Consider the following 20,336-nt stretch of genomic DNA (forward strand, 5'->3'; position numbering starts at 1 on the left):
GTGGAAGCCACATGCCGTCCGCTCTGTACCTGCGCTGAGAGCAGCGCAGCACGAGGAGTCGGTGAACCGGGGTCGAAGTCAGATATCGTTACCCGATATCGACTTCGCAGCCATCAGGCCGAACCGCCCGGGAGCGCACCATGAGCGAGCCGTCGAGCATCCCCCCGGCCGGCGGAGGCGCGCCTGAACTGCGCCGGCGGCTGGGGACGTCCGACGCCGTGGTGATCGGCCTGGGGTCGATGATCGGTGCGGGGATCTTCGCGGCATTGGGCCCGGCGGCCCGAGCCGCGGGAACCGGGCTGCTGCTCGGACTGGGGTTCGCGGGGGTCGTCGCGTACTGCAACGCCACCTCGTCGGCACGGCTCGCCGCGCTGTACCCGGCGTCCGGCGGTACCTATGTCTATGGCCGGGAGCGGCTCGGCGAGTTCTGGGGATACCTCGCCGGCTGGGGGTTCGTCGTCGGCAAGACGGCCTCGTGCGCGGCGATGGCCCTCACCGCCGGCCTGTACATCCGGCCCGACCACGCGAACGCCGTCGCGGCCGCCGCCGTCGTCGCGCTGACGGCGGTGAACTACGCGGGCGTGCGCAAGTCCGCGCGGCTCACCCGGGTGATCGTCGCGGTCGTCCTGGCCGTCCTCGCGGCCTTCGTGGTCACGGCCCTGACGTCCGGGCAGGCGGAAGCCTCCCGCCTGAGCATCGGGGCGGACGCCTCCTTCGACGGCGTCCTGCGCGCGGCCGGACTGCTGTTCTTCGCCTTCGCCGGGTACGCGCGCATCGCCACGCTCGGCGAAGAGGTCCGGGACCCGGCCCGCACCATCCCCCGTGCCATCCCCCTGGCACTGGGCATCGCCCTGGCGGTGTACGCGCTCGTCGCCGTCGCGGCCCTCGCCGTCCTGGGCGGCTCCGGCCTCGCCGCCGCGTCCGCGCCGCTGGCCGACGCCGCCCGCGCCGCCGGACTTCCCGAACTCGCCCCGGTCGTGCGGGCGGGAGCGGCCGTCGCCGCGCTCGGCTCCCTCCTGGCACTGATCCTCGGCGTGTCCCGCACCACGCTGGCGATGGCCCGCGACCGGCACCTGCCGCACGCCCTGGCCGCCGTGCACCCCCGGTACAAGGTGCCGCACCGCGCCGAACTCGCGGTCGGCGCCGTCGTCGCGATCCTCGCCGCGACCGCGGACCTGCGCGGCGCCATCGGCTTCTCGTCCTTCGGCGTACTGGCCTACTACGCGATCGCGAACGCCTCGGCGTGGACGCTCGGTCCCGGCGAGGGCCGCCCGGCGCGGATCGTCCCGGCCGTCGGCCTCGTCGGCTGCCTGGCGCTCGCGTTCGCCCTGCCGCCGTCCTCGGTCGTCGCGGGCGCCGCCGTCCTGGCCGCCGGAGCCGCCTGGTACGGGATCCGCCGCCTGGCGACGGCGCGCGACTGACCGCCCTCACATCCCGTCCCCCCGCTGATGGCGACTGCGGGTGGACGGGCTCAGACTCGGATCTCTTCTCCGATCTCGGTCGAGGGAGCCGGATTCCTTCGCGGGGCTCTGCGCCCGGGCATCCACCAGTTGCTCTTGCCGAAGAGCTCCATCACGGCGGGGACCAGGACCAGCCGGACGATGGTGGCGTCGATGAGCACGGCGACGGCCATGCCGAGGCCGCCCTGCTTGACCGCGAGGTCGGGGCCGAGCAGGGACGTGGTGAAGACCGCGATCATGATGGCGGCGGCGGCCGTGATGACCTTGGCCGTCCGCGCCAGCCCACGGGCGACGGCCGCACGGGTGTCACCGCTCCGCTCGTACTCCTCGCGGACCCGCGAGATCAGGAACACCTGGTAGTCCATCGACAAGCCGAACAGGACCGGGAACATCATCATCGGCACCCAGGTCGTGACCGGCATGGCGGCGGGGAAGCCGAAGGCCGGGCCGAGCCACCCCCACTGCACGACCGCGACCACCACACCGTAGGCGGCGCCGATCGACAGGAGGTTCATCACCGCGGCCTGCAGCGCGATCGTCACCGACCGGACCAGCGCGATCAGCAGCACCATGGACATCGCGATGACGACCGCGATCATCAGGGGTAGGCGCGATCCGGACTCTTCGGCGGCGTCGATGGTGCCGGCGTTCGGTCCGCCGACGAGGACCTGTTCGCCGCCGGGCGTCCGCGGCAGCACGTCGTCGCGGAGCTCGTGCACCAGGTCGGCGGTGGCCTCGTCCTGGTAGCCGGTCGTGGGGAAGGCCATGAAGGTGGCGGCACGCCCGTCCCGGCTGACGCGGGGCGGCGTGGCGTACGCGATGCCCTCGGTCCCGCCGACCGCCGCGACGACGTGGCGGAGATCGGCGTCCGGGGAGTCGATCTCGGTGGCGAAGATCAGGGGCGCTCCGTATCCGGGGCCGAAGCCTTCGGAGAGGATCTCGTGCGAGATGTAGCTGCTCCGGTCGCGAGGCTGGACGCTGGCGTCGGGCTGCCCCAGCCGCATCGACAGCGTGGGGGCGGCCAGCACCAGCAGGATCGCACCGGCGAGGAGGGCGGCCACCAACGGCCTGCGCTGCACCACGCCGGCCCAGCGCTCGGCGAGCGTGCGGCGCTCCTGGAGCGGTGCGTCGGCGTCCTCGGCGCGGCGGGACGCGCGGCGCGGCAGCCGCAGCGAGTTGATCTTGTGTCCGGTGAAGCCGAGGAAGGCGGGGAGCAGCGTCACCGCGGCGATCATCGTGATCAGCACGGTGATCGACGTCGCGATGGCCACCCCGGTCATCAGTCGCTGTCCCATGACGACCAGGCCCAGCAACGCGATCACGACGGTCGTGCCGGCGAACAGCACCGCGCGGCCGGCGGTGGTGATGGCGATGACCGTGGCGCCCTCGGGAGCGTCGCCGTCCCGGAGAGCGTCCTTGTAGCGGGTCACGATGAACAGCGCGTAGTCGATGCCGACGCCGAGGCCGATCATCGCACCGAAGATCACGGTGAAGTCCGGCGCGGGGACCAGATGCCCCACCAGCTTCGTCAGCGCGAGACCGGCCGCGATCGCCATGAGCGCGGTCACGATCGGCAGGCCCATCGCCACCAGGGAACCGAAGGCGATGAACAAGATCACCGCCGCGGCCGCGATGCCGACGCTCTCCGTCGGACCTTGCGGCGGCGTCTCGGCCTTCTCGGCCATGTAACCGCCCAGACCCACCGTGACGCCGTCGCCGGAGGCGTCCTTGACGAGGTCGACCAAGGGCTTGACCTCGGACTTGTCCGCCTCCTGGTCGCTCAGGGGGATGGTCGTGCGGGCGATGCGGCGGTCATCGGTGACCAGGTTCTCGTCCTGATACGGGGAGACCACGGGCCCGGTGACGGGCGAGCCGGCGAGATCCGCGATGATCCCCTCGATCTTCCGCCGGGCGGCGGGATCGTCGATGCCCTTCTCCGCCTTGATCGCGAGGGTCAGCGTGTCCCCTTGCTGCTCGGGGAAGTGCTCCTCGATCAGCTGCTGCGCCTTGGCCGACGGCGAATCTCCTCCGGAGAAGTCGTTGTCGGGGGCGGCACCGTAGCCGAAGCCGACGAACGCCACGGCGATCACACCGGCGATCCAGGCGAGAAGCACCAGGCGGCGGCGCCGGTGGCAGAACCGGGCCAGCGTCGCGAGACCGCCGTCCGTTCGGGGGGTTTCAGCCGTGTTCTCCAGCCCTTTCCTCTTTCGCGGCTCCTTTGGATCCGAGGACCGGTTGCGGTTCGGGGACGGGTGATCTCTCATGGCGGCGATCGTCGCGCCGCCGGGGCGGCCGTCGCGTCTGTCAGCGGACGGCGGCGTGTGCGCGTCCGGACGTACGACGCCCGGTTCTCCCTACTCCGTCTGGAGTAGGGAGTCGCGCATCTGAGCGCAGCGGCGTTCACGCGGCTGAACAGTAAGATCGCGACATGGAACGCCGAACCGGGTCGTTCTCCCCGCGTGCGGTCACGCAGAACACGCTCCTCGCCCTCTTCGTGACCGTGATGCAGGTCCAGGGAACGATCACCCGCGTCCCTGAGGGAGCCACACGCCCGCTGACCGACCTGGGAAACCTCGGATACGTCCTGCTGGTGGTGAGCGGGCTGGTCGTCGCCGTCCGCCGCCTGTGGCCGACGCCGGTGTTCGCCGTCGCCGCTCTCACCAGCGTGGCCTACTACTCTCTCGACTTCCCGGACGGGCCCGGCTGGCTCGGGCTCTTCGTCGCGCTGTACACCCTCGCGGCCTACGGCGACGGCCGCCGGTCCCTGGTGATCGCCGGTTCGGGCATCGCCGCGCTGACCGCCGTGTGGCTGTACACGGCCGCCGACATCGAGCCGCGCGCCGCCATCGGCTGGGTGTTCTTCCGCATCGGCGCGTCGGTGATGAGCGCGGCCCTCGGCGAGTCCGTCCGGTCCCGGCGGGTGATCGCGGCGGAGGCCCAGGCGCGCGCCGAACTGGCCGAGCGGACCCGCGAGGAGGAGGCACGCGCGCGGGTCGACGCCGAACGCCTCCGGATCGCCCGCGAGGTCCACGACACCGTCGCGCACGCGATCGCGATCATCAACGTGCAGTCCGGGGTCACCGCCCACGTGCTCGACAAACGTCCGGAACGGGCGCGCGAGGCACTGCAGGCCATCGAGCAGACCAGCTCCCGGGCGCTGCAAGAGATGCGAGCCATCCTCGGCGTGCTCCGCGACGAAGGCGATGCCCATGATGAGGACGACGGCCGCGCACCGAACCCCGGCCTGGACCAGATCGACGAACTCACCGCCAAGGCGCGCGAGGCCGGCTTGGACCTGACGCTCGAAGCGGCCCCGCCCATGACGCCGCTGCCCGGTACCGTGGGCAGCGCCGCCTACCGGATCCTGCAAGAGTCGATCACCAATGTGATCCGGCACGTCGGGCCCACCCGGGTGACGGTCGAGCTGAATCCGGGAGCCGATCTTTTGGAGATCCGCGTGACCGACGAGGGCCGCCGGACCGAACCCGGTGACGAGTCCGCGGAGCGCCCGTCCGGCAACGGCGCGAAGGCGCCGGCCGCGCCGGGCCGCGGAATCCTCGGCATGCGCGAGCGGTGCCGGCTGCTCGGCGGCGACCTGGACGCCGAGCCCACCCCGGGCGGCGGGTTCCAGGTGACGGCCCGGCTGCCCCTCGCGCCGACGGGCCCGCGACTGTGAACGCGCCCTCCGCGGCGCCGCCCTTCGATTCGATCAAGGTGCTGCTCGCCGACGACGAAGGTCTCGTCCGGTCCGGGTTCAGGCTGCTCATCGACGTCGAGGACGACATCACCGTGGTCGCGGAGGCCACCGACGGCGCCCGAGCCGTCGAACTGGCCCGTGCCACCCGTCCCCACGTCGTCCTCATGGACATCCGCATGCCGAGGCTGGACGGGATCCAGGCCACGGCGGAGATCACCCGGACACGCGGGCTGGAGGACGTCCGGGTCCTCATCCTCACCACCTACGACACCGACGCCAACGTCTTCGAGGCACTGCAGGCCGGGGCGAGCGGCTTCCTGCTCAAGGACGCCGGGCCGGCCGAACTCCTGCACGCCATCCGCGTGATCGCGGCGGGGGAGGCGCTGCTCGCGCCGCGGATCACCCGACGCCTCATCGGCCAGTTCACGGCCCGGCGCACCGCCGTCGAGGCCGCGGAGGACCGCCTCGCGGTCCTCACCGACCGCGAACGGCAGGTGCTCGAACTGATCGGACGGGGACTGAGCAACCAGGAGATCGGCGCCGAACTGGTCATCAGCCCGGCCACCGCACGCACCCACGTCAGCCGCACAATGGCGAAGCTGGGCGCACGCGACCGAGCCCAACTGGTCGTCATCGCCTACCAGACGGGACTGGTCACCCCCGACGCATGAAGGCGCGGCACACACCGCCCGCCGCGCTCCCCAGGACGTGGGCAGCCGCTCTTCGGCGCCGAACCAGGACCGATATCGACATCCGATATCGGTCTGGTGACATACTCTTCGCCCAGGACTGGCTAGGAGGGCGAAGGCATGCGGGACTTCATCCGGGGGGCGGTGCGGCTGCACATCCTGCACCACGCGGCCAAGGAGGAGATCCACGGTGCCTGGATGACGCGCGAACTGGCCGAACACGGCTACGACATCAGCCCCGGCACCCTCTACCCCACCCTGCACCGGATGGAGGCCGACGGACTGCTGGTCTCGGAGCAGCGGGTGGTGGAAGGCCGCACCCGGCGCGTCTACCGGGCCACCGAAGCCGGGAATCAGGTGCTGGAAGAAGAACGTGCGGCCCTCAAGGAACTGGCCCGCGAAGTACTCGGCATCGACCTGCCCCAATGACCCCGCCACCCGACCACGTCCGACACGGCATCTTCGCGCTCCGCCTGACCGGAACCTGACGGGTCCTGGCCGAACTCTCCACGGAACGATCATGTTCATGTAATGCTGTGCACGGAGGCGGACGCTCCGTCACGGTCAGTGGAGAAGGCGAGGAACGGCGTGGAGCCCTTGGGCGCGAATGACCCCCGGCAGGTCGGGCCCTTTCAGATCATGGGACGGCTGGGGCGCGGAACCGTCGGGGAGGTGTTCCTCGGCCGCTCCCCCGGCGGGCGGCCGGTCGCGGTGAAGGTCGTGCTCCCCGGCCCGGCCGAGGACGAGACGTTCCGGCGGCGCTTCCGCGCGGAGGTGGACGCGGCCCGCCGCGTACAGGGCGTCCATACGGCACCGGTGGTGGACGCGGACCCCAGCGCCGCCCGGCCCTGGCTGGCCACCGCCTACATTCCGGGTCCGTCCCTGCAGGAGGCGGTCTCCGCCCACGGCCCGCTGCCCGCCGAAACCGTCGGGACGCTCTGCGCCGGGCTCGCCGAGGGGCTGGCGGCCGTGCACCGCGCGGGCCTGGTGCACGGCGACGTCAAACCGGGGAACGTCCTGCTGGCGTCCGGCGGGCCGCACCTCGTCGACTTCGGCATCGCCCGGGCGATCGAGGACGCCGGCACGCTCGCGTCCGTGCGGATCGGCGATCCCGGCTTCACCGCGCCGGAGCAGATCCGCGGCGAGGAGCCCGGCCCGGCCTCCGACGTGTTCTCGCTCGGTTGCGTCCTCGCCTACGCGGCCACCGGGCGCCACCCCTTCGGCACGGGGACGCCGGACGAACTCGTCCACCGCATGGCGCACGCAGATCCTGACCTGGCGGGCGTGCCCGAGCCGCTCGCCGCCATGATCCGGGCGTGCCTGGCCAAGGAGCCCGCCGACCGGCCGGCGCCGGCCGCTCTCCTCCAGTCGGCGCCCGCGTCCGGCGGACCGATCCCGTGGCTTCCACCGGCCGTCGCCGCGATGGCCGAGCAGCGCGAGCGCCCCGCTGCCTCCGGCGGGCCGCGCGTGTGGCGGCGCCGGGGCCTGCTGGCCGCCGTCGGCGCGGCGACCGTGGCGGCGGTCGCGGCGGTGACCGTGGCGGTGGTGCTCTCGTCCGGCTCGTCCGACGACTCGGCCGCAGCCACCGGTGGCGGCAAGAAGGACACCGCCCGGCTCGACCCGGTGGCGAGCATCGAGCCGGGTACCGTCGAGAGCCTGCGGGACATCGTCTACACGCCGGACGGCGCCCACCTCGTGGGTGTCTTCGAGGACGACCTCAAGGTGTGGGACGCGAACACGCGCGCGCAGGTGACGACCCTGGCCGCGGGCGAGGGCGTGCGCCCGAAGAGCGTCGCCGTCAGCCGGGACGGCCTGGTCGCCATGGGCTACATGCTGCCGATGCGGATGACATCGGAAGGTCTCCAGACCGGTCTCGGCGGGGCCAAGGTGTGGGATCTGCGGACGGGTCGCACGGTCGCCGACCTCACGTTCAAGTCCTCCGACCGCACCGACCTGTTCATCATGGACGGACTGGCGTTCAGCCCCGACGGCCGCTACCTGGCGGGCTCCGGGTCCGGCAAGGGCGAGGGCATCGGCAAGGTGCCCCTGTGGGACGTCAAGGCGGGGAAACTGCTGCACACCTTCGTCGTCGACGGCCGGGCTGGCAGTACAGCGGCGGTGCACAGCGTCGTCTTCAGCCCGGACGGGAAGACCCTCGCCGCCGGCTACGGGGACGGCGAACTCGCGGGCGGCGTGGCCCTGTTCGACGTCGCGTCCCGGTCCCCGGCCGGCACCCTGCCGATCGGCAAGGCCGACGCCTTCGGCGTCTCCGGTCTCGGCTTCACCCCGGACGGCGGAACCCTCACCGGGTCCTTCGGCGGCGTCGGCGTCTGGGATGTCGCCGCCAAGAAGGCGACCACGCCCCTAGCCGATGCGGGCTCCGGCTACCAGTCGATGTCCCTCAGCCCCGACGGGAAGACGCTGGCCGCCGGCCGGGGCGCGCGCGAGGGCGGCGGCGGGGTGACCCTGTGGGACGTGGCCTCCGGGCAGCGCCTCGTGTCGGCGTCCATGGGCCGCTCCGGCGTGGGCGGCGTGGCCTTCGCCCAGGACGGGCGCACGGTCGCCGCGGCCACCGACGACGCGCAGTTGAAGGACGTCATCAAGATCTGGAAGCTCGCCCGGTGAAGCCTCTGGAACCCGGGGACCCGGCACAGGTGGGCCCGTACCGGCTGTTCGGACGGCTCGGCCGCGGCGGCATGGGCGAGGTCTTCCTCGGCCGCTCCCCCGGCGGCCGGCTCGTCGCGGTCAAGGTCGTGGCCGCCGACCTGGCGTCCGACGCCGACTTCCGGCGCCGGTTCGTCGAGGAGGTCGAGGCCGCGCGCAAGGTCGGCGGCTTCTACACCGCGGAGGTCGTCGACGCCGACCCGGACGCCGGGCGCCCCTGGCTGGTCACCGCCTACATCCCCGGCCCGTCGCTGCAGCAGGCGGTCGCCGAGAGCGGGCCGCTGCCGGACCAGGCGGTCCAGGTCCTCGGTTCCGGGCTCGCCGAGGGGCTGCTGGCGGTGCACCGCGCCGGCCTGGTGCACCGCGACCTCAAACCGGGCAACGTCCTGCTCGCCGACGACGGCCCGCGCGTCATCGACTTCGGCATCGCCCGCGCGCTGGACGCCGCGCAGAAGTCCACCGCGGTCATCGGCACCCCGGGGTTCATGTCCCCCGAGCAGGCGCGGGGCCGCGCGGCGGGGCCGGAGTCGGACGTGTTCTCGCTCGGCTGCGTCCTGGCGTACGCCGCGACCGGCGAGGGCCCCTACGGCAAGGGGCGGCCCGCGGTCGTCGTCTACCGGATCATCCACGAGGAGCCGGACCTGTCCCGGCTGCCCGAGCGGCTCCGGCCGTTCGTCGCCGCGTGCCTGGCCAAGGACCCCGCCGCACGGCCCTCGGTCGGCGACGTCCTGGCGCATTTCGCGCCGGCCGCCGACGAGGGGCACTGGCTGCCGGAGCGCGTCAGCGCGATGATCACCGAGCGCAAGGCCGCCGTGCCGCCGTCCGGCGACCGGCCGCCCGCACCGTGGACCCCGGCTCCACCGCCCCCGGTCACCGCGCACACGCGAGTGGAGACCCGGCCCGCGGCGCCCCGGACTCCCGTGTGGACGCGCCCTCGGGTGCTCCTCCCAGCCGCCGTGGGCACCGTCGTCCTCACCGCCGCCCTCACCTGGGGAGTGATCGCCCTGACCGGCGGCGGCGAGCCGGGCGCCCGGGCCACCGGTGGGACGCCGAAGCCGGGGACCGCGTCGCAGGACCCCTGCGATGTGATCGACCAGAGCATCATCCGGGAGAACCAGCTCATCTCCACCGGTGTGCAGGGCGGCTACCAGAACGCGGCGGAGAACGTCCGCACCTGCGAATGGCGGACCGCCCAGTACGGGGCCGACACCGACTTCCGGCTGACCCTCATGTACGCCCCGGAACCCGTGCGCCTCTTCCGCACCGAGCTGACCGACGCCGAGCACGACAAGCTGACCGGGCTCCCCGGGATGCGGGCGTACGGCAGCGACGACGAGCGCGCCTGCCAGGTCACGTGGGAGAACGAGGGGTCGTCCACCCACGTGAGCACGGTCGCCACCGGCTCGATGAGCAGCACGGCGGACATGTGCCATATGGCAGCGCGACTGGCCGTGTCGGTGGCTTCCAAGGTGCCGTGACGCACGGCCACCTTCCGTCGCGCCAGGCGCCCGGCGGCGCAGCCTGTGCCCTCTCTCAACCACTGGTGATGTCGCCGGGATTCAGTAACGGTGCGTGGCTGCGGCTGTAGTGCCGTCGGCAGCGCGATGAGACGGGAGATTGTCGAGGAAGTCCAAGAGCCCGGCGTGAAGGGCGTCGGGGCGTTGCAAGTGCAGGTCGTGTTCCGTGCGCGGAATGCTCATGGCCACGGTGTCGCATCGAATGCGGAGCATCTGTTCGGCTTCTTGATCTGGCAGAAGGCTCGTTTCCGCCAGGATGAGCAGAGTGGGGCAGGTGCTACGGCTCCACTCCTCCCAGAAGGAATGCTGGGCGATCTCGGCGAGTGAGTCGACCATGACGTCCTGGTCGAAGCGGGGCCACCAACCGGTGTCGCGTTTCTCCAGCCCGGCCGCCCATGCTTCACCGACCGGGCCGCCACCGAAGAATTCGGCGGCGGCCGCTCGGGAGCTGAACGGGATCGGCCACAAGCGCAGCCAGGCACCGACCTCTGCCGGCCTGGCCGGCGTTGGACCGCCCGGACCGGCCTCGATCAGAACGAGCGCCCGGGCGATATCAGGACGAGCGGCAGCGACCAGCATTGCCGTATGCCCGCCCAACGACTGCCCGACCAGCACCGGTTTGTGCAACGCCAACTGCTCGACAACGGCAATGGCATCGGTGACGTAGGCCGCGCGGCGGGTATCCCCGGGGCGCCGCTCAGCGGCACCATGCCCGCGCTGATCGACCGCGATGACCCGATATCGCGGAGTCAATCGATGCGCGAGAAGGTCCCATTCACCCGCATGACCGGCCAACCCGTGCAGCAGCAGGAGGGGCGGCCCCGATCCGCCCCAGTCGCGGCAGGCGAGACGAACACCATCTCGCACGACGAGTCGTTCTGACCACGCCACCTCAACACCTCCCGTTCATCAGCGGGTATCGGACACACTGCGAACGACCTCGACGCGCCCTCAGCAAGCTCACGAGATCCGGTGGGGGTCAGGATGGTGTGGCGGTCTCGGGTCAGCCGGCCACCGGTGTGAGGTGTCCGAGGGCACGGAGGATGCCGTCGACTTGTTCCCTGGCGTCACCGAAGAGCATCTGGGTGTTGTCGCGGAAGAAGAGCGGGTTCTGGACGCCGGCGTACCCAGTGGCCATGGAGCGTTTGAACACGATGACCTGCCGGGCGTTCCAGACCTCCAGGACGGGCATGCCGGCGATGGGGCTAGCGGGGTCCTCCTCGGCGGCGGGGTTGACGATGTCGTTGGCGCCGATCACCAGGACCACGTCGGTGGCACCGAAGTCGTCGTTGATCTCGTCCATCTCCAGCACCAGGTCGTAGGGCACCTTGGCCTCGGCGAGCAGCACGTTCATGTGGCCGGGGAGCCGGCCGGCGACCGGGTGGATGCCGAACCTGACCTGGGCGCCGAGGTCCCGCAGCCGCGCGGTCAGCGCGGCGACGGGGGCCTGTGCCTGGGCGACGGCCATGCCGTAGCCGGGAATGATGATCACCGAGGAGGCCGCGGTGAGCACTTCGGCGGTCTCCGCGGCGGTGATCTCCCGGTGCCGGCCCTGGTCGGCACCGGACGCGGCGGGCGCCTCGAGGCCGAACCCGCCGGCGATGACCGAGAGGAACGAGCGGTTCATCGCCTTGCACATGATCGCCGACAGGTAGGCGCCCGAGGAGCCCACCAGCGCGCCCACGATGATCAGGAGGTCGTTGCCGAGCAGGAACCCGGACGCGGCGGCCGCCCAGCCGGAGTAGCTGTTCAGCATGGAGACCACCACCGGCATGTCGCCGCCGCCGATGGAGGCGACCAGATGCCAGCCGAGCAGCAGCGCCACCGCGGTGACCGCGATGAGCTGCCACATCTGGGGCTCGACGACGAAGGCGACCGTGAGCGCGGAGAACGCGACGAGCGCCGCGACGTTGAGCAGGTTCTTGCCCGGCAGCATCAGCGGCGCGGACTTCAACTTGCCCGACAGCTTGCCGTAGGCCACGACCGAGCCGGTGAAGGTGACGCCGCCGATGAGGACGCCGATGAAGACCTCGGCGCTGTGGATGCCGAGCATGCCCTCGCGGGCGAGCGCCGCCGCCTCCGTCCCCCCGGGGTGGTGCTCGACGTGCAGGTATCCGCTCCAGCCGACCAGGACCGCGGCCAGCCCGACGAAGCTGTGCAGCAGCGCGATGAGCTCGGGCATCGCGGTCATCTCCACCGACCTGGCCCGCTGCAGGCCGATCAGCGCGCCGACCGCGACCGCGGCCACGAGCAGCCCGAACGCGGGGAGGTCGATGCCGTCGTCGGCGGTGAGGGCGACGGTGGCGACGAGCGCCACGGCCATGCCGAGCATCCCGTAGGTGTTGCCCAGGCGCGCGGATTCGTGCCGTGAGAGCCCTGCCAGCGCGCGGATGAAGAACAGCGCCGCGACGATGTACGCCGCGGTCGCCGCCGTTGCGACCGTCATTGCCTAGCTCCTGATGAACATGGCGAGCATGCGGCGGGTGACCGCGAATCCGCCGAAGACGTTGATGCTCGCGAGCAGGATCGCCGCGAGTGAGAGGACGGTGATCGCCGCGCTTCCCGTGCCGATCTGCACCAGCGCTCCGACCACGATGATCCCGGAAATCGCGTTGGTCACCGACATCAGCGGGGTGTGCAGTGCGTGGTGCACGTTCCCGATCACGTAGTAGCCGATCACGATGGCCAGCGCGAACACGGTCAGGTGCACCTGCAGCGCCGCCGGCGAGAACGCGATCAGGCCGAACACCCCGGCGGCCGCGATCGCGGTGCCGAGCCGGCGCAGCACCGGGTTCGCCTTGCCGGCCGGGTGGGCCGGGCCGTCCGCCTCGGCCTCCTGCCGTGCCGGACGGACGGCCGCCGGTGCCGCCGACACCGCCACCGGCGGCGGCGGCCAGGTGAGCTCCCCCTCGCGGACGACGGTCATCGAGCGTTGCACGACGTCGTCGAAGTCCAGGACGAGTTGGCCGTCCCGCTGCGGGGTCATCAGCTGTATCAGGTTGACCAGGTTGGTGCCGTACATCTGGGACGCCTGCGCGGGCAGCCGTCCGGCCAGGTCGGTGTAGCCGAGGATGATCACGCCGTTCGCGGTGACCACCCGCTCGCCGGGGACCGTCCCCTCGACGTTGCCGCCGTTGGCCGCCGCCATGTCGACGATCACCGAACCCGGCCGCATCGTCGCCACCATCTCCGCGGTGATCAGCTTCGGCGCGGGTTTGCCGGGGATGAGCGCGGTGGTGACGACGATGTCGACGTCACGGCACTGCTCGGCGTACAGCGCGGCGGCGCGGACGTTGTAGTCGTCCGACATCTCCTTGGCGTAGCCGGTGCCCGGAGCGTCGTCCGGCTCGGCCTCGGCGACGGCGAGGTAGTCGCCGCCGAGCGAGCGCACCTGGTCGGCGACCTCCGGCCGCGGGTCAGTGGCCCTGACGATCGCGCCCAGGCTGCCGGCCGCGCCGATCGCCGCGAGCCCGGCGACGCCGGCCCCCGCGACCAGCACTTTCGCCGGCGGCACCTTGCCCGCCGCGGTCACCTGCCCCGTGAAGAACCGCCCGAACTCGTGCGCGGCCTCGATCACCGCGCGGTACCCGGCGATATTGGCCATCGAGGAGAGCACGTCGAACGACTGCGCCCGGGAGATCCGCGGCACCGCGTCCAGCGACAGTGCCGTGATGGGGCGCGCGGCGAGGTCCTCCACCAGGTCCGGCCTGAACCGGGGGCTCAGCATGCCGATCAGCGTGGCACCCGGTCGCAGGGCGTCCAGGCGCTCGGGCGAGGGCGGGGCGACGCCCAGCACCACGTCCGCGGCCTGCGCGTCTCCGATGGCGGCGCCCGCGGCCTCATACCGGTCATCGGGGAAGCCCGCGCCGGCTCCGGCGCCGGACTCGACGATCACCGCGTACCCGAGCTTCTGCAGCCGGGTGACGGTGTCCGGCGTCACCGCCACCCGCCGCTCGCCGGGCGAATCCTCCTTGAGAATTCCAACGATCATGACAACCACCTCGTATCTCTCCCGCATCAGCGCCGTGAACGCGCAGTACGGGGCATCGCGCCGGGTTGCCGGGGTGCCTGCCCGCCAGTCCGGACATGGACGAGCTGACGGCGCCAAGTATCTCGGCATCAAGGTAATTCTGCCGCGAGCGGGACCGCCGCCGCTATGCACTGTGTGCCAGTCTTGGCTGCGGAAGTTGGGCACTTCCCACGGTCAACGCCACGGTTATCTTCCCCGGTCCAGTGAGCGAGGAGCCCGAGGCCATGACGCGCAGCCGGGCTGACGCCGATGTGCTCGTCCAGACCAACGGCCACCCGGTTCAGCTCCGAGACGGCCCGCGGCCGCCTTAGCGTCATCGCCGCCGGCACCGCCTGCTCGTGCAGCGCACCGACGGTGAAGGCGTCCACCTCACCCTGGACGTCCACCACCGCCCACGCCGTGGCGCGTTCGCCGGATCCTCGACCGTCCCCGAGTGTCCGCCCGCCGGGACGCGGCCCTCCGCACCATCTCCGCCTCACTCACACCTTGCGGCCCGCTCCCCCACGCGGCCGAAGCGCTCGCGACTGGAGCAGAGAACCCGGAAGTGTGATCTACGAAACTCTGTAGCGGCCAAGGTAGATTTTCGACCGGACGGCGGGTAGTGTTCCTGTCATCGAAGAGAGACGAGTCCAAGAGGACCGGCAGAGGACGAACTGCCGGGAGGTACGGAAGACACCGGCCGGGCGTGCCGGGGCCAACGCAGTGGAAGGGGCTCCGGCAGCCGGCGGCCGACAGGTCACCGGGAACGGCGTGCCGTACGACGCGGTACGCGAGCAACCACGCAGTACCGGTAGTGATGTCAAAGAAAGGAGGGTTCGACGCCATCGGGATCGCCCGACGCAGGCTCCAGTCACGCCGCGCGGGTACCGCAGCCCCACAGATTGGACGGTGGTCTACGGTCACGCATACGCGATCCCCGCGTCCCCGCCCCCGTCTGGGCGGCTGACACGGAAGACCGGCCCGTCAGAGCCGGTAGATGGTGTTGTACCTCTGGGCCCCGGCGCGCATTCTGGCGCCGGGGCCCCTGTCGTCGCTGCCGGCCCAAGGCAGTACGGAAGGTTTAGTGAAGGCATCCCAGCCGGCCCGGGCCGGCGACCAGCAGGATCGGCATCACGCGCACGCCGCCGAGGATTCCGGCGGGCTCGAAGGCAAGCTCGACGACGAGGACTACCCGGCCTACAGCATGGGCCGCGCCGCCGAGATGCTGGACGTCACTCCGGCGTTCCTGCGCAGCCTCGACAACGCCCGCCTCATCGTCCCGCAGCGCTCAGCCGGCGGACACCGCCGCTACTCCCGCTACCAGCTGCGGCTGGCGCAACGCGCCCGCGACCTGATCGACCAGGGCACCCCGCTGGACGCCGCCTGCCGCATCATCATCCTCGAAGACCAACTCGCCGAAGCCCAGCGCATCAACGCTGAACTCCAGCACGACCGCAACGAACGGGCGGCACGAAACCTACCCTGAACCCGCCGGCCCCCGGTCCGCTCCGCCTTGCCGACGACGGACGGTACTCGAAACGGAAGCCGCGGAAGCAAGTCCGCAGGGGCCGCGGCCAAGCCGCCGACCACGAGCCGCAGACTCATCGCCGGCAGCCGCACACCGATCTGTAGCGCGTCCAGCCGGCACACCGCCCCCGGTCGAGCGCGGTCGCTGCCGCAAGCCTCGTCCGTTCAGGTCAAGCGGCATGATCGTGCTCGTTGAGGGTTCCGTCCGGACATTGTGTTCTTCGGACGTTCAGGTGGGCGATCTGGTCTGGTCCAGTGATCGGTGGAGGCGGCTTTCCGAGTTCCTGAGGGGCTTTGCGTGGTGCTGCCATCGCAGTTACCGTCGCGCTCTCGCAGGATCAGGTCATCTCCCCGGGAACTTGTGGTTGATGGCTGGCGGCAGTTGGTACGGACGGTCGGGCCCGCGCTAGAAAAGATCTGTGTTGGAGGCATAGCCGCGGGGCCTTCGTGGGTCTGAGTGGGTGACACCACAGAGGAGGCCCGTTGAACCGAGAGGCCCGCGAGAGCTTCGCCGCATTCGTCGCGGCACGGTCCGGCAGCCTCATCCGGACGGCGTACGTGCTGGCCGGGGATCAGCACGCCGCCGAGGACCTATTGCAGAACGCCCTGGCGAAGACGGCCGCGCGGTGGGGCCGCGTGCGCGACAACCCGGAGGGCTACGTCCGCCGCGCCATGTACAACGAGCAGGTCAACCGGTGGCGCCGACGGCGCCGCGAGTCGGTCGTCGCGGAGCCTCCGGACTTGCCATCCGCCGGCCCGGACGTCGACCTGCGGCTGGCGCTGGAACGCGCGCTGCTGGCCCTGCCACCGCGCAAGCGGGCCGTGCTGGTCCTGCGCTACTACGAGGACCTGCCCGAACGCGAGGTCGCCGCGATCATGGGCTGCTCGGTCGGCACCGTCCGCAGCCAGACGCACCGCGCGATCGCCCGGCTCCGGGAACTCGCCCCCGACCTGGCCGTCCACCTCACTCCGACCGGGAGCCGACCATGACCGACCAGATGCTCAGGGACGCCCTCACCGCGCTCGCCGATCGCGCCGAGCCCGCCGACGACCTCACCGACCGCGCTCTGCGCACCGCCGCCCGCCGCCGGACCAGGAAGGCCGCCGGTGCGGCGGCGCTCGCCCTGGCGGCCGTCGTCCCCGTCGTGGTCGTCGCGGGTGGCGACCGCCCGGAGACCGGCGTTCTCGGCCCCACGGCCGAGCCGTCCCGGATCGCGGACGCGCTGCCGGACGACACCCCCGAGGAGCGGGCGATCACCCGCGCCTGCCTGCGCGACGGGCGCGTGTCGGACTTCCGGGTGCTGACGCGGCAGCGGGTGCCGGGCGGGCTGCTCGTGGAGATCGGCGGCACCCGCGGCTACGTCCTCTGCGTGACCGGCGGAGGCGACAACACCGAACCGCCGCAGGTGCACGCCTGGCCCGGCAGGACGGACGGCCGCCTCTTCGGCTTCGACGCGCCGCTCCGCGTGGACGGTATCCGGCAGGTGCAGGCCCTGAAGTGGGACGAACTGCACGCCGTGGTCGTCGGCCGCGCCAAGCCCGGCGTGACCCGCGTCGCCGTGGCCTGGGACGGCGGCCGCACCGCGCGGGTCGCCGTCCAGGACGGCTTCTTCATCGCCCAGACCCCGACCCGGATGATGCCGGACCACGGGGCGACCGGCCCGATGTCGGCGGGCGCGATGTCCTCGCCCACGATCCGCGTCAAGACCGTGACCGGTTACGACGGCGCGGGCAAGGCCGTCCACACCTGGCGGCCGCAGGTCCGGACGGAGGAGGCCGGCTTCGTCCCCGAAGACTGCACCGACGGCCTGACCCGTCCCCGCCCCACGCTCTGCGACTGACCCCGGGAGGCGGCCATGCCGATCCGGCACAGGGCGGCCGAACTCGCCCTCCACTGGCACGCCGGGCTGTTGGCCGGGCAGGCGCTGACGGCCGCCGTCTACGGCGAGCATCGCCGGAGCCGCGCGCTGACCGCCCGCGCCGTCCTCCGCGGCCCCGCCGCGGTGGAACGCCTCGTCACCGTCTGGTGCAGGACGATTCTGCACGAGCGCCCACCGGACATCGGCGTACGCCGCGACATCGAGCAGGTGCCGACTCCGGCGCGCTGGGCCGCGCGGGTGCTCGCCGCCGTGGCGGCCCGCGACCGGCTCGGGCTTTCCGCCCTCGTCGGCGCCATCCCCGCCGACGAACTCGAACCACATCTGACATCCCTGCTGTACCTGGCCGTCGACGCGGTCGCCGATCGCGACGAGGAGATCTGCCTCTGACGTCACCACATTCTGTTCATCTGGCCACCGTCACAGGGAACTGTAATTTCGCTCCACCTGACGATCAGTTGAGAGCGTCACCCGGCTAGGCAAGCCAGAGACTCTCACCTAGCCGGGTGACACATGTCCTCAAGCGCAGTGTCAATGCGGGATCGTCGGGAGCTCCGGGGCGGCGGTGTCCAGCGGCACGATCGGGGATCGCACCAGGCCCAGTTGGACGGTCTGGCGGTGCAGGATCGCGTTCTGGAGCCAGTCCATGGCGATCCGCGAGCGGTTCCTGGGCAGTGACAGCAGGTGGTAGCCGCGGGTGACCACCTTGGCGGGCAGGCCCGACAGCGGCACCCCCAGCGGGTTCGCGGTCGCCTGCGTCCCGCCCAGGTCGACCACGAACCCCAGATCACGGTGTCGGTAGGGGCGCATTTCACCGACGCCGTAGGAGGCCGCGATGTTGCGCGCCACTCGCGTGCCCTGCCGCTGAGCGTGCTGCGCGGTCATCGGCGTCACCTCGCCGGGACGGTTCGGATCCGGTACCGCGGCCGCGTCACCGCAAGCGTAGATCTCCGGGTGGTCCGGCACGTGGAGATATTCGTTCACCACCAGCCGTCCCTTCATGGTCTCCAGGCCGAGGCCCTTCACCACGGGGTCGGGCCGTACTCCCACGCACCAGACGAGCGACCTGCTCGGCACGAAAACGCCGTCGGTGAGCCATGCACCGTCCGAGGTCGCCTCCTTGACGGACATGCCCGTCCGGACCTCGACGCCGCGCCCGCGCAGTACACGATCCGCCGCATGTGAGAGCCGCTCGCCCAGCTCGGGCAGCACACGGTCGGCCACGTCCAGCAGAAGCCAGCGCGGGGTGATGCCGCGCAAGCGCGGGTGGTTTCGCATCAGGGAACGGGTGAGCAGCACCCCCTGCGCGGCCACCTCGACCCCGGTGTAGCCGGCGCCGACGACGATGAACGTGCAGCGCGCCTCGCGCTCGGCCGGATCGTCGGCGGTGTCGGCCAGCTCGATCTGCCTGACGACGTGGTCTCGGAGGTAAAGCGCCTCGGGGATGCCGCGGAAACCGTGCGCATGTTCGGCCACGCCCGGGATCGGCAGCAGCTTGTTCACGCTCCCGACGGCCAGGACGAGCCGGTCGTAGCCGATTTCGCCGTTCCCGTCCTCCGGACCGGTGTAGTGCACCTTCCGGGTCTCGGCGTCGATTCGCTGCGCCTCACCCAGAATCGTCCGCACCCCGGGCAGTGCCGCGGGGAGCGACACCGCCACCCGGCGCGGGTCGATCAGTCCCGCCGCCACTTCCGGCAGCAACGGCATGTACAAGAAGTAATCGGTCGGGTTGAGCAACGTGATCTCCGCCCGGCCCCGGGCGAGCCGCGCCAGCTTACGAGCGGCGGCAAAGCCGGCGAACCCCGCCCCGACGATTACAATCCTCGCGCGCCTCATCCCCTCTCCCCCTGCTTCGCTTCCCGATCCCGTCGGCCCCACAACGGCGCTTTGCAAATCCCCAGCCCTTTCATCTCTCTTATTCTCGGACCGTGGGAGCGAACCCCACATGCCCCATTCAATTTGGTCAGGCGAATGCGATTCTGTTCACGACATGTCTCTCGCCGATTTCAACCCGATACGTTTGCCAGTTTGAGCTCTGGCAGTTCGCAGGCCAGCGCGAACGTCGTGACCGACTCAGCATCCCGATGCGGGCCGCCTCGCGATTCGCGCCCACAGTCGTCCCTCGTCCGACAGTGGGATAGTGCCGACAGCGCGCCCCCGCGAGCGGGATTCCCGCGCCCACCGCGCCCGCGCTGTCGGCCGCCCCTCTCGGATCGTCCGCGGCCGTCACGATCTCGCTCACACCGTGCTCTCTGTGGATCGGGTGTCCGCCCGATTTCACCGGACTGCACCCCCGCAGTCCGGTGAAATCGGAGACGGGGTCAGTCCTTGACGGGGTACCGGCTGGATATCGCTATGCGGTTGAAGGCGTTCATCACCGTCGTCAGCCAGATGACCGCCGAGACCTGATCCGGGGAGAGGACGGCTGCGGCGGCGTCGTAGTCCTCGTCGCTGACGTGCCCGTCCGAGACGCGCGTGACCGCTTCACTCAAGCGGAGGGCGGCGCGGTCCAGGTCGGAGAAGTAGCCGGTCTCCTCCCAGCCGGGCAGCACGGCGATCCGGTCGGGGTTCTCGCCCTTCTTGAGGGCGTCACGGGTGTGCAAGCGCAGGCAGAACGCGCAGCCGTTGATCTGGGAGATGCGGATCTTCAACAGTTCGATCAGGAGGGGGTCAAGGCCCGCCGCGGTGGCGATCCTTTGAACTTCGGTCGACAATGCGACGAGGGCCTTGTAGGCGCTCGGGTGCTGCTTGTCGAGGTACAGGCGGTGGGTGGTAGCGGTCAAGGTTCCTCCGGGGTTCGGACGGGTAGCGCGCCGCTCATTCCGGGCGCGTTTTAACGGACGGTGCTCGATAATCGGGCAGGGATAGTGAATTCGTACGGGCACATTGGACGCCC

16 protein-coding genes are annotated in these 20,336 nt (G+C 71.4%); 10 read left to right on the forward strand and 6 right to left on the reverse strand.

The annotated features are described in order from the left end of the window. The first annotated feature begins 140 nt into the window (after positions 1–140). Entirely contained in the window at positions 141–1,421 is a 1,281-nt protein-coding gene (locus AB0K34_RS18300; RefSeq protein WP_364549843.1) for an APC family permease, read from the forward strand. 50 nt (positions 1,422–1,471) lie between these two features. Here AB0K34_RS18300 and AB0K34_RS18305 read toward each other — a convergent pair whose 3' ends face one another. Further along, the gene (locus AB0K34_RS18305; RefSeq protein ID WP_138635462.1) at positions 1,472–3,724 is read right to left on the reverse strand and encodes an MMPL family transporter; all 2,253 of its coding nucleotides are present in this window, start codon (positions 3,722–3,724) and stop codon (positions 1,472–1,474) included. Positions 3,725–3,888: 164 nt separating this feature from the next. Between AB0K34_RS18305 and AB0K34_RS18310 the strand changes: the two genes are divergently transcribed. The 5 genes from AB0K34_RS18310 to AB0K34_RS18330 all read left to right on the forward strand — a co-directional run bounded on the left by AB0K34_RS18310 (position 3,889) and on the right by AB0K34_RS18330 (position 9,988). Further along, entirely contained in the window at positions 3,889–5,136 is a 1,248-nt protein-coding gene (locus AB0K34_RS18310) for a sensor histidine kinase (RefSeq protein ID WP_138635463.1), read from the forward strand. Next, complete coding sequence (locus tag AB0K34_RS18315; RefSeq protein ID WP_138635464.1) at positions 5,133–5,828, forward strand: response regulator transcription factor; 696 nt, start codon at positions 5,133–5,135, stop codon at positions 5,826–5,828. The genes AB0K34_RS18310 and AB0K34_RS18315 overlap by 4 nt, the downstream gene beginning before the upstream one ends. 138 nt (positions 5,829–5,966) lie before the next feature. Further along, entirely contained in the window at positions 5,967–6,275 is a 309-nt protein-coding gene (locus AB0K34_RS18320; RefSeq protein ID WP_138635465.1) for a PadR family transcriptional regulator, read from the forward strand. Positions 6,276–6,485: 210 nt separating this feature from the next. Further along, on the forward strand, positions 6,486–8,471 hold the full coding sequence (locus AB0K34_RS18325) for a serine/threonine-protein kinase (protein ID WP_171068898.1): 1,986 nt from the start codon (positions 6,486–6,488) through the stop codon (positions 8,469–8,471). Then, positions 8,468–9,988 carry a serine/threonine-protein kinase gene (locus AB0K34_RS18330; RefSeq protein ID WP_138635467.1) on the forward strand — a complete coding sequence of 507 codons (1,521 nt, stop codon included), beginning with the start codon at positions 8,468–8,470 and terminating at the stop codon, positions 9,986–9,988. The genes AB0K34_RS18325 and AB0K34_RS18330 overlap by 4 nt, the downstream gene beginning before the upstream one ends. A gap of 81 nt (positions 9,989–10,069) precedes the next feature. Here AB0K34_RS18330 and AB0K34_RS18335 read toward each other — a convergent pair whose 3' ends face one another. The 3 genes from AB0K34_RS18335 to AB0K34_RS18345 all read right to left on the reverse strand — a co-directional run bounded on the left by AB0K34_RS18335 (position 10,070) and on the right by AB0K34_RS18345 (position 14,147). Further along, positions 10,070–10,918: an alpha/beta hydrolase gene (locus AB0K34_RS18335; protein WP_364549847.1), complete on the reverse strand. Its 849-nt coding sequence runs from the start codon at positions 10,916–10,918 to the stop codon at positions 10,070–10,072. Between the two features lie 112 nt (positions 10,919–11,030). Continuing rightward, complete coding sequence (pntB, locus tag AB0K34_RS18340; protein ID WP_138635469.1) at positions 11,031–12,473, reverse strand: Re/Si-specific NAD(P)(+) transhydrogenase subunit beta; 1,443 nt, start codon at positions 12,471–12,473, stop codon at positions 11,031–11,033. 3 nt (positions 12,474–12,476) lie between these two features. After that, positions 12,477–14,147 (reverse strand): Re/Si-specific NAD(P)(+) transhydrogenase subunit alpha, encoded by a 1,671-nt coding sequence (locus tag AB0K34_RS18345; RefSeq protein WP_364549849.1) that lies wholly within the window; start codon positions 14,145–14,147, stop codon positions 12,477–12,479. Positions 14,148–15,240: 1,093 nt separating this feature from the next. Between AB0K34_RS18345 and AB0K34_RS18350 the strand changes: the two genes are divergently transcribed. From AB0K34_RS18350 to AB0K34_RS18365, 4 genes are all read left to right on the forward strand, one after another. After that, positions 15,241–15,522, forward strand: coding sequence for a MerR family transcriptional regulator (locus AB0K34_RS18350; protein WP_138635481.1), 282 nt, complete (start codon positions 15,241–15,243; stop codon positions 15,520–15,522). Between the two features lie 524 nt (positions 15,523–16,046). Next, positions 16,047–16,553 carry a SigE family RNA polymerase sigma factor gene (locus AB0K34_RS18355; RefSeq protein ID WP_138635471.1) on the forward strand — a complete coding sequence of 169 codons (507 nt, stop codon included), beginning with the start codon at positions 16,047–16,049 and terminating at the stop codon, positions 16,551–16,553. Further along, positions 16,550–17,404 (forward strand): hypothetical protein, encoded by an 855-nt coding sequence (locus tag AB0K34_RS18360; protein ID WP_138635472.1) that lies wholly within the window; start codon positions 16,550–16,552, stop codon positions 17,402–17,404. Before AB0K34_RS18355 ends, AB0K34_RS18360 begins: the two co-directional genes overlap by 4 nt. A 15-nt stretch (positions 17,405–17,419) precedes the next feature. Beyond that, a complete protein-coding gene (locus tag AB0K34_RS18365; protein WP_138635473.1) occupies positions 17,420–17,830 on the forward strand; it encodes a hypothetical protein in 411 nt (136 codons plus the stop codon). A gap of 141 nt (positions 17,831–17,971) precedes the next feature. On the opposite strand, the gene AB0K34_RS18370 is transcribed toward AB0K34_RS18365, so the two are convergent. Together AB0K34_RS18370 and AB0K34_RS18375 are read right to left on the reverse strand one after the other, a co-directional pair. Next, on the reverse strand, positions 17,972–19,276 hold the full coding sequence (locus AB0K34_RS18370) for an NAD(P)/FAD-dependent oxidoreductase (protein ID WP_364549852.1): 1,305 nt from the start codon (positions 19,274–19,276) through the stop codon (positions 17,972–17,974). Between the two features lie 485 nt (positions 19,277–19,761). Next, positions 19,762–20,223, reverse strand: coding sequence for a carboxymuconolactone decarboxylase family protein (locus AB0K34_RS18375; protein ID WP_364549854.1), 462 nt, complete (start codon positions 20,221–20,223; stop codon positions 19,762–19,764). Between the last annotated feature and the right edge of the window lie 113 nt (positions 20,224–20,336).

The organism is Actinomadura sp. NPDC049382 (assembly GCF_040677125.1).
In the GTDB taxonomy this organism is placed as follows: domain Bacteria; phylum Actinomycetota; class Actinomycetes; order Streptosporangiales; family Streptosporangiaceae; genus Spirillospora; species Spirillospora geliboluensis.